Origin of the sequence: Herbidospora solisilvae, from assembly GCF_009901565.1 — a bacterium.
Classification (GTDB): domain Bacteria; phylum Actinomycetota; class Actinomycetes; order Streptosporangiales; family Streptosporangiaceae; genus Herbidospora; species Herbidospora solisilvae.
The window spans coordinates 487,155-500,940 of record NZ_WXEW01000003.1 but is presented as its reverse complement, the minus strand read 5'-3'; the positions used below and the strand labels follow the sequence as shown (position 1 = coordinate 500,940).

17 protein-coding genes and 1 tRNA gene are annotated in these 13,786 nt (G+C 68.7%); 7 read left to right on the top strand and 11 right to left on the bottom strand.

From position 1 onward, the window contains the following. Positions 1-4: 4 nt before the first annotated feature. Positions 5-937, bottom strand: a complete 933-nt coding sequence (locus GT755_RS12005; RefSeq protein ID WP_328794309.1) for a polyprenyl synthetase family protein — start codon at positions 935-937, stop codon at positions 5-7. Positions 938-961: 24 nt separating this feature from the next. Continuing rightward, positions 962-1,855: an SDR family NAD(P)-dependent oxidoreductase gene (locus GT755_RS12000; protein WP_161479785.1), complete on the bottom strand. Its 894-nt coding sequence runs from the start codon at positions 1,853-1,855 to the stop codon at positions 962-964. Between the two features lie 91 nt (positions 1,856-1,946). On the opposite strand from GT755_RS12000, the gene GT755_RS11995 reads away from it, so the two are divergent. Both GT755_RS11995 and GT755_RS11990 read left to right on the top strand, forming a co-directional pair. Continuing rightward, complete coding sequence (locus GT755_RS11995) at positions 1,947-2,537, top strand: TetR family transcriptional regulator (protein WP_161479784.1); 591 nt, start codon at positions 1,947-1,949, stop codon at positions 2,535-2,537. A 41-nt stretch (positions 2,538-2,578) separates the two neighbouring features. Continuing rightward, on the top strand, positions 2,579-3,259 hold the full coding sequence (locus tag GT755_RS11990; RefSeq protein ID WP_030456245.1) for a Crp/Fnr family transcriptional regulator: 681 nt from the start codon (positions 2,579-2,581) through the stop codon (positions 3,257-3,259). On the opposite strand, the gene GT755_RS11985 is transcribed toward GT755_RS11990, so the two are convergent. Genes GT755_RS11985 through GT755_RS11970 form a run of 4 tightly spaced genes read right to left on the bottom strand, consistent with a single transcriptional unit; the run spans position 3,256 to position 5,455 of the window. Then, the gene (locus GT755_RS11985) at positions 3,256-4,038 is read right to left on the bottom strand and encodes an MBL fold metallo-hydrolase (RefSeq protein WP_161479783.1); all 783 of its coding nucleotides are present in this window, start codon (positions 4,036-4,038) and stop codon (positions 3,256-3,258) included. The two genes, GT755_RS11990 and GT755_RS11985, sit on opposite strands and share 4 nt — an antisense overlap. Next, on the bottom strand, positions 4,038-4,832 hold the full coding sequence (locus tag GT755_RS11980; protein WP_456319069.1) for an NUDIX hydrolase: 795 nt from the start codon (positions 4,830-4,832) through the stop codon (positions 4,038-4,040). The genes GT755_RS11985 and GT755_RS11980 overlap by 1 nt, the downstream gene beginning before the upstream one ends. 15 nt (positions 4,833-4,847) lie before the next feature. Continuing rightward, the gene (locus GT755_RS11975) at positions 4,848-5,303 is read right to left on the bottom strand and encodes a RidA family protein (RefSeq protein WP_161479782.1); all 456 of its coding nucleotides are present in this window, start codon (positions 5,301-5,303) and stop codon (positions 4,848-4,850) included. Then, entirely contained in the window at positions 5,300-5,455 is a 156-nt protein-coding gene (locus tag GT755_RS11970) for a DUF4177 domain-containing protein (RefSeq protein WP_137246435.1), read from the bottom strand. Before GT755_RS11970 ends, GT755_RS11975 begins: the two co-directional genes overlap by 4 nt. A 62-nt stretch (positions 5,456-5,517) precedes the next feature. Between GT755_RS11970 and GT755_RS11965 the strand changes: the two genes are divergently transcribed. After that, positions 5,518-6,498: an ArsA-related P-loop ATPase gene (locus GT755_RS11965; protein ID WP_030456249.1), complete on the top strand. Its 981-nt coding sequence runs from the start codon at positions 5,518-5,520 to the stop codon at positions 6,496-6,498. Further along, positions 6,495-7,613, top strand: coding sequence for an ArsA family ATPase (locus GT755_RS11960; protein WP_161479781.1), 1,119 nt, complete (start codon positions 6,495-6,497; stop codon positions 7,611-7,613). The genes GT755_RS11965 and GT755_RS11960 overlap by 4 nt, the downstream gene beginning before the upstream one ends. Before the next feature lie 3 nt (positions 7,614-7,616). Here GT755_RS11960 and GT755_RS11955 read toward each other — a convergent pair whose 3' ends face one another. Next, the gene (locus tag GT755_RS11955; protein WP_030456252.1) at positions 7,617-7,913 is read right to left on the bottom strand and encodes a WhiB family transcriptional regulator; all 297 of its coding nucleotides are present in this window, start codon (positions 7,911-7,913) and stop codon (positions 7,617-7,619) included. Positions 7,914-8,161: 248 nt separating this feature from the next. Between GT755_RS11955 and GT755_RS11950 the strand changes: the two genes are divergently transcribed. Further along, positions 8,162-10,405, top strand: a complete 2,244-nt coding sequence (locus tag GT755_RS11950; RefSeq protein ID WP_328794308.1) for a transglycosylase domain-containing protein — start codon at positions 8,162-8,164, stop codon at positions 10,403-10,405. Positions 10,406-10,467: 62 nt separating this feature from the next. On the opposite strand, the gene GT755_RS11945 is transcribed toward GT755_RS11950, so the two are convergent. Then, the gene (locus tag GT755_RS11945; RefSeq protein ID WP_030456254.1) at positions 10,468-10,923 is read right to left on the bottom strand and encodes a GatB/YqeY domain-containing protein; all 456 of its coding nucleotides are present in this window, start codon (positions 10,921-10,923) and stop codon (positions 10,468-10,470) included. Between the two features lie 81 nt (positions 10,924-11,004). Here GT755_RS11945 and GT755_RS11940 point away from each other — a divergent pair, with 81 nt between their 5' ends. Further along, positions 11,005-11,907 (top strand): metallophosphoesterase, encoded by a 903-nt coding sequence (locus GT755_RS11940; RefSeq protein ID WP_161479780.1) that lies wholly within the window; start codon positions 11,005-11,007, stop codon positions 11,905-11,907. A gap of 46 nt (positions 11,908-11,953) precedes the next feature. Further along, a tRNA-Pro gene (locus GT755_RS11935) sits at positions 11,954-12,027 on the top strand. A 92-nt stretch (positions 12,028-12,119) separates the two neighbouring features. Here the strand turns inward: GT755_RS11935 and GT755_RS11930 are convergent. The 3 genes from GT755_RS11930 to GT755_RS11920 form a co-directional block, all read right to left on the bottom strand. After that, on the bottom strand, positions 12,120-13,307 hold the full coding sequence (locus GT755_RS11930) for a site-specific integrase (protein ID WP_161479779.1): 1,188 nt from the start codon (positions 13,305-13,307) through the stop codon (positions 12,120-12,122). Between the two features lie 4 nt (positions 13,308-13,311). After that, complete coding sequence (locus GT755_RS11925; RefSeq protein ID WP_161479778.1) at positions 13,312-13,464, bottom strand: CopG family ribbon-helix-helix protein; 153 nt, start codon at positions 13,462-13,464, stop codon at positions 13,312-13,314. Between the two features lie 66 nt (positions 13,465-13,530). After that, positions 13,531-13,707, bottom strand: coding sequence for a helix-turn-helix domain-containing protein (locus tag GT755_RS11920; RefSeq protein ID WP_161479777.1), 177 nt, complete (start codon positions 13,705-13,707; stop codon positions 13,531-13,533). Positions 13,708-13,786 lie beyond the last annotated feature (79 nt).

Here is a 13,786-nt window from a genome sequence, read left to right as displayed (position 1 = left end):
TCGCCTAGCGCCCCCGGCCGACGCTGAGGTCGGCCAGCAGCCGCAGCTCCGGGGTGGCCCCGTGGCCGAGCGCCGCGAACGCGAGCTCGACCTGCCGGTCGGCCTCCCGGAGCGCCCACTCCCGCGCGCCCGTCTGTTCGACCAGGTCGGCCTCGGCCGCGGGGTCGGGTTCGCCGTTGAGCGACTCGGCCAGGAGCACGGCGACCTGCGTGCCGGAGTTGAGCGCGGCCACGACCGGCAGGCTCTTGCGGCGGCAGGCCAGGTCTGCGGTCAGGCTGCGCAGGTCGTCGGTGAGCCGGAAGGCCAGCCCGAGGCGGGTGCCGAACTCGCGGAAGACGTGCACCTCCCGGGCTCCCCCGGCCAGGGCGCCGAGCTCGCAGGCGGCGCCGAGGAGCGCCCCGGTCTTGTTCTCGGCCATGGTCATGCACTCGGCCAGGCTCACCTCGGGCCGGGTGACGAACGCCAGGTCGCTGGCCTGCCCGTGGCACAGGTCGAGCAGCGCGTCGGCGAGGGTGCGCACCCCGGCCGGCCCGACCAGCGCCATCGCGACCGCCAGCAGGGCGTCGCCGGTCAGCAGCGCCTCGCTCAGCCCGAAGACCGTCCAGGCGGCCGGGCGCTCCCGCCTGACGGCGTCGCCATCGATCACGTCGTCGTGGAGCAGCGAGAAGTCGTTGACCAGCTCGGTCGCGACCGCCATCGGCACCGCGTCGTGGGCGTGCCCGCCGGCCGCCCGGGCGCAGCCCAGCGCCAGCGCGGGCCGGACGAACCGGCCCTGCCCGCCCCTTCTGGGACGGCCTTGCTCGTCCCACCAGCCGATGTGGTAGCCCGCGACGTGCCGCAGCTCCGGGGAGAGCCGGTCGATCGCGGCCCGGTGGGCGGGTTCGATCAGTTCACGCGTCGCGTTGAGAAGGTCGGCGACGCCCATCGAGTCGGTCACCCGGCTACCGATACACGACCGGCCTCACGCCGCCGCGTCGCCATCGGGGCTCGTGGACAACGCTTGACCCAGAGGATCACGCTCCTGGGCGGTGGCGTCGTCGCGGTCGGTGGAACGGCTCAGTTCCTCGTACGCCGCATCGCGCTCCGCGGTGGTGCGCGCGGCGTACCGGGCGCCGTTGAGGGCGTCGGAGCCGAGGAGCAGCCGGATCGGGGGCTCGTCCATCTCGACGAGCTGGACGATCACCCGGGCGACCTTGGCCGGGTCGCCGAGCGGCTTGTGACCCCCGTGCCGCACCCGCTCGACGAAGGCCCCCACGCTCTGCCGGTAGGGCTCGGAGATCGGCGGGATCGCCATCGAGGAGCCACCCCAGTCGGTGGTCATGCCGCCCGGCTCGATCGTGGTGACCCTGACGCCCAGCGGGGCCAGTTCCTGCGCGATGACCTCGGTGAAGCCGTTCACGGCCCATTTGGACGACTGGTAGGCCGACAAGCCGGGCACGCCGAGCCGTCCGCCGATCGACGAGACGTTGATCAGCGAGCCGTGGCCCTTCTCGCGCAGGATCGGCACGACCGCCTTGGCGACGTTGACGACGCCGAAGAAGTTGGTCTCGACCTGCGCGCGGAAGTTGTCGATGGGGGTGTCCTCGAACGCCGACGTGTCGGCCCAGCCCGCGTTGTTCACCACGACGTCGAGCGTGCCGAACGCCTTGACGGCGGTGGCCACGGCGTCGTCGACCGCTACGGCGTCGGTCACGTCGAGGGGCAGGGGGAGCACGCGGTCGCCGTACTTCGCGGCGATGTCGTCGAGCTGGGCGGGGTTGCGGGCGGTGCCGGCGACGCGGTCGCCGCGTTCGAGGGCGGCCAGGACGATCTCGCGGCCGAGACCACGTGAACTGCCGGTGACGAACCAGATCATGTTCGGCTCCTTCTGACTAACTGGTTAGTTGAAACGCTAGGCAAGGGTCGGCAGAGTTGTCAACTAACCGGTTAGAAAATACTCTTGGGCCATGCCTGGGAAAGCCGACGCCACGCGACAGCGCCTGCTCGACGCCGCTTTGGAGGAGTTCGCCGAATACGGCATCGCCGGGGCCAGGGTCGACCGCGTCGCGGCGGTGGCCGGCACCAACAAGGCGCAGATCTACCACTACTTCGGCAGCAAGGATCAGCTCTTCGACGCCGTCTTCAACCGGATCGTCGAGGGGATCGTGCGGGAGACCCCGATCGACGCCCACGACCTGCCTGGTTATGCCGCCGCCCTGGCCAGAGGCTATGAGGCCCACCCCCAGGTGATGCGGCTGGCGACCTGGCAACGCCTGGAGCGGGCCGACGACCCTCCGGTCCCGCTGGCCGTCGAGAGCATGACCCACAAGGCCGAGGCGATTGCCAAGGCCCAGGCCGAGGGCGTCCTCCCCCCCGACTTCCCGCCAGGTGTCCTCCTGAGCCTGGTGCTCCATCTCGCCTCGGTGTGGACGGCGGTCAGCCCCGAATCCGCCGCCCTGGTCGACTCCACGACCCCCGACGAGCGCGCCCGCTACGTCGAGGACGCGGTCCGGCGTCTCATTTCTGGTGGTCCCGGTGATACAGAAGGCAGGGCATAGGCCACAATGGCTACGATCGCGAATGAAGTTGGGAGGCAGGCATGAGCACCGAAGAAGTCTTGAGCAGGGCCCCCCTCTTCTCCGCGCTCGACCGTGAGAGCGCCGCGGCCCTCCGCACGAGCATCACCGAGGTGACCCTGACGAAGGGTCAGACCCTGTTCAGCGAGAACGAGACCGGCGCGACCCTCTACGTCGTGCTCGAAGGCAAGATCAAGCTCGCCCGGACCGCGTCCGACGGCCGGGAGAACCTCCTGTCGGTACTGGGGCCCTCCGAGATGTTCGGCGAGCTCTCCCTGTTCGACCCGCGCCCGCGCACCGCCTCGGCCATCGCGCTGACCGACGTGAAGCTGGCCGGCCTGTCCCACGACGACCTGCGGCCGTGGCTGACCGGGCGTCCCGAGGTGGCGCTCCACCTGCTCCGGGCGCTCGCCCAGCGGCTGCGGCGCACCAACGACGTGCTGGCCGACCTGGTCTTCACCGACGTGCCCGGACGGGTGGCCAAGGCCCTGCTCGACCTGGCCGAGCGGTTCGGGCAGAAGGTCGACGACGGGATCCGCGTCCACCACGACCTGACTCAGGAAGAGCTGGCCCAGCTCGTGGGGGCCTCGCGCGAGACGGTGAACAAGGCGCTGGCGGACTTCGCCGGGCGCGGCTGGCTCCGCATCGAGGCCAAGGCCGTCGTGATCATGGACATGGAGCGGCTCTACAACCGCTCCCGCTAGAGGCTCTTCAGGTAGTTGAGCTGGGCGGCGACCGACATCTCCGCCGCCGGCCACAGATCCCTGGGCACCTCCGCGTAGACCATCTCCACGATCTCCCGCGCGTCCTTCGCGCCCTCTCTGATCGCCTGGCGGATCTGGTCGAGGCGCTGCCTGCGGTGGGCGATGTACTGGTCGAGCGCGCCGATCGGGTCGGGCAGGATCGGGCCGTGGCCGGGCAGCAGGGCCTGGGCCTCGGCCAGTTCGGCCATGCCGCGCAGCTTGTCGAGGCTGCGCAGGTAGTCGGCCAGGTCGCCGTCGGGGGCGATCACCGTCGTCCCCCGGCCCAGGATGGTGTCGCCGGTCAGCAGGGCGCCGTCTGCCGGAAGCCAGAAGCACAACGAGTCGAACGAGTGGCCCGGGGTGCCGATGACCCGGATCTCCACGCCGCCGACCGTCAGGCCGTCGCCGTCTCCCAGGCCCTCCTCTCCCAGGACGTGGGTGCGGTCGAGGGCGCGTACCGGCGCCTTGACCATCTCGGCGAACCGCCGGGCTCCGCCGCTGTGGTCCTCGTGGCCGTGGGTGAGGAGGACGACCGCCACGCTCCGGTCGCCCAGGCGGCCGGCCACGGTCGACAGGTGGGTCTCGTCGTCGGGGCCCGGGTCGACGACCGCGACGGTCTCTCCCCGGCCGAGGATCCACGTGTTGGTGCCGTCGAGGGTCATCGGGGAGGCGTTGGGGGCCAGGACGTTGGAGGCGTTCGCCGTGCCCGAGCCGTCGATCGGCAGTGAGAGGCCGCTCATCAGATCTGTCCCTCGGTCGTGAGGACCATCTGCCCGGCCTTCTCGACGGGGACGGGCATGACGGTGGTGATCTTGGGGTCGTCGGCGAACACGTCGGCGACCGTCTCGAAGGCCGACAACGTCGTCAGCGTGTGCAGCGTCGGCGGCATCAGGAAGTATCCGGAGGTCAGGGCCTCGGCGGGGCTCGTCCAGACGACCGTGTCGGCCTCGCCGCCCACGTCGCGGGTCCGCTGGCCCGAGGGCAGGGCGGCCACGAAGAAGCGGGTGTCGAAGCGCCGGGTCTCGATCTCCGGGGTGATCCAGTGGGCCCACGGCTTCAGCAGGTCGGAGCGGAGCACCAGGCCGTTGTCCGCCAGGAAGTCGGCGAACGACAACTCCCGGCTGATCAGCGCCAGCCGCTCGGCCTCCCAGCCCGTCGTGTCGGGCACCACCTCGGCCGCCGACCGGCCCGCCAGCAGGACGCCGCTCTCCTCGAACGTCTCCCTGACCGCCGCGCAGACGAGGCTCCGCGCCGTTTCCTCGTCTGCGCTCAACATCACGGCCCAGTCGGCGGGCGGCGGCCCGGCCCAGCCGATGTCCACGACGGCGTCCCGGGGGTCGACGGAACCTCCGGGGAAGACGTAGGCCCCGGCCGCGAAGGCCATCGTGGCCGCGCGCCGGAGCAGGTAGACCTCCAGAGGAGGCTCCCGCAGCAGGGCCACCGTGGCGGCGGCTCTGGCCGGGACCGGGACGAGCCGCCCGGCCAGCAGGTCACGCGCCCGTACACCCAGCTCGCCCGACAGCGGAATGTCCACCGTCCGAGTGTAGAACTATCGGATCTCCGCGATCAGCTCCACCTCGACCGGGGCATCGCGGGGCAACACGGCCACGCCGACCGCGCTGCGGGCGTGGGCGCCCTGGAAGACCTCGCCGAGAAGCTCGCTGGCCCCGTTCACGACCTGCGGCTGGCCCGTGAACGACGGGTCGGAGGCGACGAAGCCGACGACCTTGACGATGCCGGCCACCTGCGACAGGTCGCCGACGACCGACTTCAGGGCCGCGATCGCGTTCAGCGCGCAGACCTTGGCCAGCTCGTAGGCCTCCTCGGGGGTGACCTCGGCGCCGACCTTGCCCGTCTTCAGCAGTTCCCCGCCCGCGATCGGGAGCTGGCCCGAGGTGTAGACGTGGGCGCCCGAGCGGACCGCCGGGACGTAGGCCGCCAGCGGGGCCACCACGTCGGGCAGCGCCAGGCCGAGGGCCGACAGGCGGTCTTCGGGGCTGCTCACGCCTTGGCCCGCTTCATGTAGGCCACGAGCTGCTCGGGGTTAGGGCCGGGGACGACGGCCACGAGCTCCCAGCCGTCTTCGCCCCAGTTGTCGAGGATCTGCTTGGTCGCGTGCGTCAGCAGCGGCACGGTCACGTACTCCCACTTCGTCATGGCGGAAGGCTATCGATACTCCTCGGCGTATCGGGAAATGGCGTTTGGGTAGCCTCACGGGTGTGAGATCTCGCGACACCGACTGGGACGGAGTACGTCTCCATGTCGTGACCGGCAAGGGCGGCACCGGCAAGACGACCGTGGCCGCCGCCCTGGCCCTGGCCCTCGCGGCCGGCGGCCGCAAGGTGCTGCTCGTGGAGGTTGAGGGCCGCCAGGGCATCGCGCAGGTCTTCGATCTTCCACCGCTCCCCTACGAGGAGCGCAAGATCGCGGTGGCGCCGGGAGGCGGCGACGTACACGCGCTCGCCATCGACCCCGAAGAGGCCATGCTCGAATACCTCGAGATGTTCTACGGGCTCAAGCGCATGGGCAAGGCGCTGACCAAGATGGGCGTCGTCGACTTCGCCACCACGATCGCCCCCGGCCTGCGCGACGTCCTGGTGACCGGCAAGACCAGCGAGGCCGTCAGGCGCCGGGACAGAACCGGCAAGAGGGTCTACGACACCGTCGTCATGGACGCCCCGCCCACCGGCCGGGTCACCCGCTTCCTGAACGTCACCCAAGAGGTGGCCGGCCTGGCCCGAGTCGGTCCGGTACGCACCCACGCCGACATGGTGCGCGGAGTGGTGGCCTCACCCGAGACGGCTGTGCACTTCGTCACCCTGCTGGAGGAGATGCCCGTCCAGGAGACCCTCGACGGCGTCGCCGAGCTGCGCGCGGCCAAGCTGCCCGTCGGCGGGATCTTCGTCAACATGGTGAGGGCCGTCGACCCCACCCTCGCCGGGCCCTTCGACCTGGCCGAACTGGCCATGGGCGTGAAGGCGGCCGGCCTGGGCGACGACGGCAACGCGGCGGTCATCGCCGAGGCCCTGGCCGGAGAGGTCGTCGAGCAGCAGCGCCGGGCCGAGCTGGAAAGAACCGAGCGTGACGCGCTGGAGACCGCCGGGGTGCCACGATATGAACTGCCCCTGCTGGCGGACGGCGCCGACCTCGCGGGCCTCTACGAACTCGCCGAAGCGATCCGCACGCAAGGAGCCGCATGACCTCGCCCGAGCTTGACCTCGACGGCATCATCGACGATTCGGGCACCCGGATCGTGGTGTGCTGCGGGTCGGGCGGCGTCGGCAAGACCACCACGGCGGCGGCCCTCGGGCTGCGGGCGGCCGAGCGGGGCCGCAACGTCGTGGTGCTGACCGTCGACCCGGCGCGGCGGCTGGCCCAGTCGATGGGGCTGACCTCGCTCGACAACACCCCGCGCAAGGTCGCGGGGGCCGACGGCGAGCTGTTCGCCATGATGCTCGACATGAAGCGGACCTTCGACGAGATCATCGAGGCCCACGCCGACCCTGAGCGGGCCCGCCAGATCCTGACGAACCCCTTTTACCAGTCGCTCTCGTCGAGTTTCTCCGGCACGCAGGAATACATGGCCATGGAGAAGCTCGGCCAGCTCCGGCGGTCGGGCGAATGGGATCTGATCATCGTCGACACGCCGCCCTCGCGGTCGGCTCTCGACTTCCTCGACGCGCCCGAGCGGCTGGGGCGGTTCCTCGACGGGAAGCTGATCAGGCTGCTGATGGCGCCCGCCAAGGCCGGGGGGCGCAGCGCGTTCAAGATCCTGAACGCCGGGTTCGGGCTGGTGGCCGGGGTGCTGACCAAGGTGCTCGGCGCCCAGGTGCTGAAAGACATCCAGACGTTCGTCTCCGCGCTCGACGCCGTCTTCGGTGGATTCCGCCAGCGGGCGGAGCAGACCTACAAGCTGCTGCAGGCGCCCGGCACCGCGTTCATCGTGGTGGCCACGCCGGAGCGTGACGCGATGCGGGAGGCCTCCTACTTCGTGGAGCGACTGGCCGAGGAGCGGATGCCGCTGGCCGGTCTGGTGATCAACCGGGTGCACCGCTCCCCGGCTCCCGATCTGTCCGCGGCGCGGAGCACCGCCGCCGCGGAAGATCTGGAGTCGCGTGGTGAGCACGAGCTGACCGCCGCCGTGCTGAGACTGCACGCCGGACGGATGCAGCTCGCCGCCCGCGAGCACCGGGAGCAGGAGCAGTTCGCCTCGGCCCACCCCACTGTGCCGGTCACCCGGGTGCCCGCGATGTCTCAGGACGTACACGACCTCGACGGGTTGCGTGAGATCGGGGAGCTGCTCGCCAAGCGCTGAGGGTCAGCCGGCGATCAGCTCGTTCGTCCGTTCGTATTCTTCCTTCGCCATCTCCAGCAGGTCGCGCCAGGAGTCGACGTCGGGCCGACGGCGCAGGAGGGCGCGCCTTTCCCGTTCGGTCATCCCGCCCCAAACCCCGAACTCGATGCGATTGTCCAGCGCATCGGCGAGGCATTCGGTCCGGACAGGGCATCCTCGACAGATCAACTTCGCCCGGTTCTGCGCGGCGCCCTGAACGAACAGAGCGTCAGGGTCCGCACCTCGACAGGCGGCACGGGAGGTCCAATCCGTGATCCACATTTTTCGACCCCACTCCCCTTAGGTGGTCAGTCGTGACTTCTGGGGCCGACGGGCGCGGTCGCCGAGCCTCCTTATTCAGTTGCCGCAGAGGAGAACGTACGAGACGCGGAGTCCGAATGGACAGACCCGCAGGGACCAAATTTGGCGGCCGGTCGTGTCCGGGTATGACTAGTCATCCCAAGCGCGGGTAATGCGGCGTGGTGCGTTTGGTACCGAATCTTCCCTTGCTTCGACGTACGCTTAGCTCCGTGCAAGCTTCAGGCAAAGCCCGCTTCGGGAACGCGATCTTGACCCTCGTCAAGCTCATCGCCGCCGCCTCCATGGCCGGCGTGCTGGTCGCGGCCGTCGGGCTGCCGGCCATCGGTGGAGCCGGCTTCGGCGCGAAGTCGGGCGTCGAGTCCTTGCGCATCGAGGCGGAGGAGCTCAACGAGCCCCCGCTTCCCGAGAAGACCGTGCTGCTCGACAACGACGGCAAGCAGATCGCGCAGTTCTACTTCCAGAACCGCGAGTCGGTGCCGCTGAGCAAGATCGCGCCGGTGATGCAGCAGGCGATCATCGCGATCGAGGACTTCCGGTTCTACGAGCACGGCGCCCTCGACATCGAGGGCACGATCCGCGCGATGACGAAGAACTTCTTCGGCGGCGGGGTCGTGCAGGGCGGCTCGTCCATCACGCAGCAGTACGTGAAGCTGGTCATCTTCAACTCGGCCGAGACCGAGGAAGAACAGCTGAAGGCGATCGAGGCGACGTACACGCGGAAGCTCAACGAGATCCGCTACGCCATGGCGATCGAGAACAAGTACTCCAAGGACGAGATTCTCAACCGCTACCTGAACATCTCCTATTTCGGCGACGGCGCCTACGGCATCGAGGCGGCGTCCAAGCGCTTCTTCGACAAGCACGCGTCGGAACTGGAGCTGCACGAGGCCGCGACGCTCGCCGGCGCGGTGCAGAACCCGAGCCAGACCGACCCGGGCCGGGGCAAGGAGTTCCGCGCGCGGCTGCTGGCCCGCCGCAACACCGTGCTCGACCGGATGGCCGAACTCAAGAAGATCACCCCGGAGCAGGCGCTCGCGGCCAAGCAGCAGAAGCTCGGTTACAAGGGCGAGAAGATGCCGGGCGGCTGCGAAGACAGCTCCTACCCCTACTTCTGCCTGTACGTCCAGAACGACATCCTGAACAACCCCGACTTCGGCAAGACCGAGAAGGCCCGGCGCGACTTCCTGAACCGCGGTGGCCTGACCATCCGCACCACGCTCGACCGGAAGATGCAGAAGGCGGCCGACGACACGATCAGGAAGTACGTCTACCCGACCGATGAGCAGGTCGCCGCCCAGGCGCTGGTCGAGCCCGGCACCGGCGCGATCAAGGCGCTGGCGGCCAGCCGCAAGTTCGGTGACAACAAGAAGAAGAACGAGATGAGCTACAACCTGGCGGCCAACCGCGCCCACGGCGGCGGCTCGGGCTTCCAGGCGGGCTCCACGTTCAAGGTGATCACCCTGCTGACCGCCCTCGACGAGGGCATGAAGCTGAGCGACGGCTTCGCCACCGGCAAGACCTACGACATCCCGACCAACGCGTTGTCGCCGTTCCGCGACTGCAAGGGCAACCGGACCGGCGAGACCCACCAGGTGTTCAACTCCAGCGAGGGCGCGGGCGGCTTCAACACCCTCCAGACCGGCACCTGGGGCTCGGTGAACACGTTCTTCATGAAGCTCGAGGAGCACGTCGGCCTCTGCAAGGTCGTCAAGATGGCCCAGAAGCTCGGCATCCAGCGCGCCGACGGCGAGAAGCTGCGCGAGGTGCCGACCTTCACCCTCGGCGTCAACGAGATGGACCCGGTGACGGTCGCCAACGCCTACGCCACGATCGGCGCCCGCGGCAAGTACTGCGCGCCGATGGTCATCACCGAGATCGTCGACCGCGACGGCAAGGCCACCAACTACAAGCCCGACTGCGACCAGGTGCTCGACGAGAAGGTCGCCGACGCGGCCAGCTCGATCCTCAGCGGCGTCTTCACCAAGGGCACCATGACGGGCGTCGGCGGCATCGGCCGCGACGCGGCCGGCAAGACCGGCACCACCGACGGCTACACCGCCGCCTGGTTCGCCGGCTACACCCCCGACCTCGCGTCGGCCGTCAGCATCGGCGACCCGCGCGGCGCCTTCAAGTACGACCTGACCGGCGTCACCATCGGCGGCAAGCCCTTCCCGTACGTCTACGGCGCCTCCATCTCGGGCCCGATCTGGAAGTACACGATGCTGAAGGCGCTGAAGGGCGTGCCCGCCACGAACTTCACGCCGGTCGACATGTCGGAGTTCGGCGGCTGCTCCGCCGGCTTCTGCCAGCCCAAGCCGAAGCCCAAGCCCGAACGGGGCGGCGACGGCCCCGGCGACCACCGGGGCGGCGACAACCGGGGCAACGACGACGGCGGCGGCCCTCCGCCCGCCGACGACAACGGCGGCGGCGTGATCATCCCGGCCACCGACTGACCAAACGGCTGAGGGCCCTTCCCCGATCGGGGGAGGGCCCTCAGCCGTCGGGTACGGGAAGATCAGCCCGCCAGCCGCGCCTTCACCGCCGCCGCGACCCGGCCGCCCTCGGCCCGCCCCGCGACCTTCGGGTTGACGACCTTCATGACCTGGCCCATGGCCTGCGGCCCGGCCGCCCCGGTCTCGGCGATCGCCTCGTCGACGAGCGCGGCCAACTCGGCGTCGGAGAGCTGGGCCGGAAGGTACTCCTCCAGCACGGCCTGCTCCTCCAGCTCGGCCTTCGCCTGCTCCTCACGCCCGGCTCCGGCGAACGCCTCGGCCGCCTCGCGGCGCTTCTTGGCCTCCCGGGTGAGAACCTTGACGATCTCGTCGTCGCTCAGCTCACGGACGGCCTTGCCCGCGACCTCCTCGACGTTGATGGCGGCCAGCGCCATGCGGATGGTCCGCAACCGGATGTCGTCACGAGCCTTCATCGAAGTCGTGAGGTCGGCCTTCAGCCTGTCTTTCAGAGCGCTCATGGCCCACTATCTTGCCGTGTCCCAGCCGGGGATCTCTCCGGGTTATCCCGGGCCCACCCGGCGTTCGGGCATGATTGGGATGTGCGGAAAGTCGTAGCGGTACCTCTGGGAGTGGTCGGTCTCGGGCTCGCCGGGCTGGGCTACGCGTCGATCGTCGAACGCAACTGGTTCAGACTCCGGCGCTTCGAAGTGCCGGTTCTCGACCCCGGCCGCCGCCCCGTGAAGATCCTGCAGATCTCCGACCTGCACCTCACCCCGGGCCGCACGCGCCTGATCAACTGGGTGCGGTCCCTGTCGCGCCTGGAGCCCGACCTGGTGGTCAACACAGGCGACACGATCTCCCACCCGGACGCGATCCCCGCGTACATGCGGGCCGTCGAGCCCTTCCTCGACCTCCCGGGCCTGTTCGTGTACGGCTCCAACGACATGTACTCGCCGCATTTCAAGAACCCGGCCCGCTACCTGTGGCGGACGTCCAAGACCGACAGCAAGAAGCGGAACATCCCCGACCTGCCGTGGCTGGAACTCGGCACGGCCATGACGTCGGCCGGCTGGCTCGACATGAACAACACGACGGCCCGGCTGAAGGTCGGCGACCTCGACGTGGCGGTCGGCGGGATCAACGACTCCCACATCGACCTTGATCGTTATGACCGGATCGCGGGCCCTGCTCCCTCTGACGCCGATCTGCGCCTCGGGGTCATGCACTCTCCCGAGCCCCGGAACATGACGCGGTTCGCGGCCGACGGCTATCAGCTGCTGCTCGCCGGGCACACGCACGGGGGGCAGGTCTGCATCCCCTTCTACGGGGCCCTGGTGACCAACTGCGGGATCGATCGGGCCCGGGTGAAGGGTTTGTCCCGTCACGAGTCGGCGTGGCTCCACGTGTCGGCTGGGCTCGGGACGTCTCCTTTCGCGCCCGCCCGGTTCGCGTGCCCTCCGGAGGCGACGTTGCTGACTCTGGTGCCGCGCGTGGCGCGATGACGCAAGCGCGGCGAAAGTCCGCTAGACTCAACGAGGCAGAAAGCACCGGGGTGTAGCGCAGCTTGGCAGCGCGCTTCGTTCGGGACGAAGAGGTCGTGGGTTCAAATCCCGCCACCCCGACGGTGTAGTACCAGGTGAAAGGTCTGATCCACTCAGTGGGTCGGGCCTTTTTCTGTTGCTGAGGGTCTCAGGGAGCCAATCGGGGAGCCAACTCACTCGGACTCTGCGCGGCTTCTACCGAAGACGATGTTCATTGCCTGTGCGCCCTTCGTGATCACCGGTCTGAGCTGGTGCCGGTAGACCTCTTCCGTGACGCTGGTGCCGGCGTGCCCGACGAGATCGGCGATGGTCTCGATGGGTACGCCTTGGTCGCTCATGATCGAGACGAACGAGTGACGCAGCTCCCGGGGAGTCCAGTCGGTCCCGATCCCGGCGTCTTGGGTGATCTTGCGGAATGCGCGCCGCACGTTCGCGGCGTCCAGTCCCGTTCCTACGCTGGTGCAGAACACCAGGTTGTGATCTTGCCACTCCTCCCCCGCTGCGAGCCTTTGGGCGCCTTGGCGGGTGTGGTGTTGCTTGAGGCTTTGTGCGGCCATCGTGGGGAGTTCCAGCGTCCGCCGCGACCTGCGGGTCTTGGTGTCACCTCCTACTCGGTCGGCACGCCACACGTAGATGGCGAACCTCTTGTGGTTGAACCCTGCTTCGGTGACCGGCTGCCACTTCTTCTGAGCCGGTATCCAGGCGACGACGTGATCCCAGCACAGCGCGCGGGCCTCTTCGGTCCGTACGCCTGTGGTGAGGCTGATCACCACGTAGGCGCTGATCCCGGATGACCTTGCGGCCTTGAGGACGTTCTCCGCCTGGTCTTGCGTCAGGGCCTTGCTCGGTCGCCCTTCCTTGCCCGTGGGCGTGGTGACCAGCTCGGCGACGTTCCTGACGACCTTGTCGCGGGCCTGAGCTTGCCGGATAGCCCGCTTCAGGATGCTGTGGACATCCCGGAGTGTCCGGGTGGCCAGGTCGCCAGAGAGCCCGTCTAACCACTCGTCCACGTGATCGGCGCGGAGGTCCTGAAGCTTCGTCTTGCCCAGCTTCGGGATCACGTGCGTCTCGGCGAGGATGCGTAGCTTTGTGATCGTGCCCTCTGACCGGCCCTTGAGGCCCTTCCTCAGCCAGTCGTCCACAGTGTCTCGCATGGTGTAGGTCGCTGACGCGGTCACGCCCGACTCAAGGTCTTTGACGGCCTTGATGAGCTTGTCCTTGACCTGGGTCTTGGTCTTGCCCTTGCGCTTGAGTCGCCGGCGCTTGCCATCGGGGGCGAACCCGAGGGAGACGGCTCCGGTGAAGCCATCCCCCTCGGGATAGATGGTCGCTTCGTACTTGCCGATCAGGATCTTGGCCAAGGGGTCATTCCTCCTCGTGACGGTTGAGGTACTCCTCGATCGCCTTCCTGATCACCCACGACACATCCCGCTCCTGCGACTCGGCGTACCTGCGGAGCCGGGCTTTCAGCTCCGCATCCACCCGGACGGGTGGCAGGGTCGTTCGGTCGCTCGTCATAGACGGCTTCCTTTCGGGTGCTATGGAGTTATCAAGAGGCGCTGTAGAACGTTGTATCACGGCGTTCTACGCCTCGTCGATGGTCTCCAGCGAAGAAACGAAGTCGGCAAGGTGCTGATCGGTGATCCGGCGTAACTTGCCGATCTTGATGCTCTTGAGTTGTCCCGTACGAAGCAGGTAGTAGACCTTGTCTCGGCCGATGCTGAGGATCTCGGCGATCTGCTCGACGGTGTATGCCTTCATGCGCACCTCCCTTCGGCCGTTCGTCACTCACTGTGCTTGTCTTCGTGTTTGTCTTTGTCTCCGTCTCCGCGCTTATGTG

Excerpts from the sequence above, each read along its gene's own strand:
- GT755_RS12000 (WP_161479785.1), bottom strand. The coding sequence starts at position 1,855 with ATGATCTGGTTCGTCACCGGCAGTTCACGTGGTCTCGGCCGCGAGATC.
- GT755_RS11995 (WP_161479784.1), top strand. The coding sequence starts at position 1,947 with ATGCCTGGGAAAGCCGACGCCACGCGACAGCGCCTGCTCGACGCCGCT.
- GT755_RS11990 (WP_030456245.1), top strand. The coding sequence starts at position 2,579 with ATGAGCACCGAAGAAGTCTTGAGCAGGGCCCCCCTCTTCTCCGCGCTC.
- GT755_RS11985 (WP_161479783.1), bottom strand. The coding sequence starts at position 4,038 with ATGAGCGGCCTCTCACTGCCGATCGACGGCTCGGGCACGGCGAACGCC.
- GT755_RS11970 (WP_137246435.1), bottom strand. The coding sequence starts at position 5,455 with ATGACGAAGTGGGAGTACGTGACCGTGCCGCTGCTGACGCACGCGACC.
- GT755_RS11960 (WP_161479781.1), top strand. The coding sequence starts at position 6,495 with ATGACCTCGCCCGAGCTTGACCTCGACGGCATCATCGACGATTCGGGC.
- GT755_RS11955 (WP_030456252.1), bottom strand. The coding sequence starts at position 7,913 with ATGTGGATCACGGATTGGACCTCCCGTGCCGCCTGTCGAGGTGCGGAC.
- GT755_RS11945 (WP_030456254.1), bottom strand. The coding sequence starts at position 10,923 with ATGAGCGCTCTGAAAGACAGGCTGAAGGCCGACCTCACGACTTCGATG.
- GT755_RS11925 (WP_161479778.1), bottom strand. The coding sequence starts at position 13,464 with ATGACGAGCGACCGAACGACCCTGCCACCCGTCCGGGTGGATGCGGAG.
- GT755_RS11920 (WP_161479777.1), bottom strand. The coding sequence starts at position 13,707 with ATGAAGGCATACACCGTCGAGCAGATCGCCGAGATCCTCAGCATCGGC.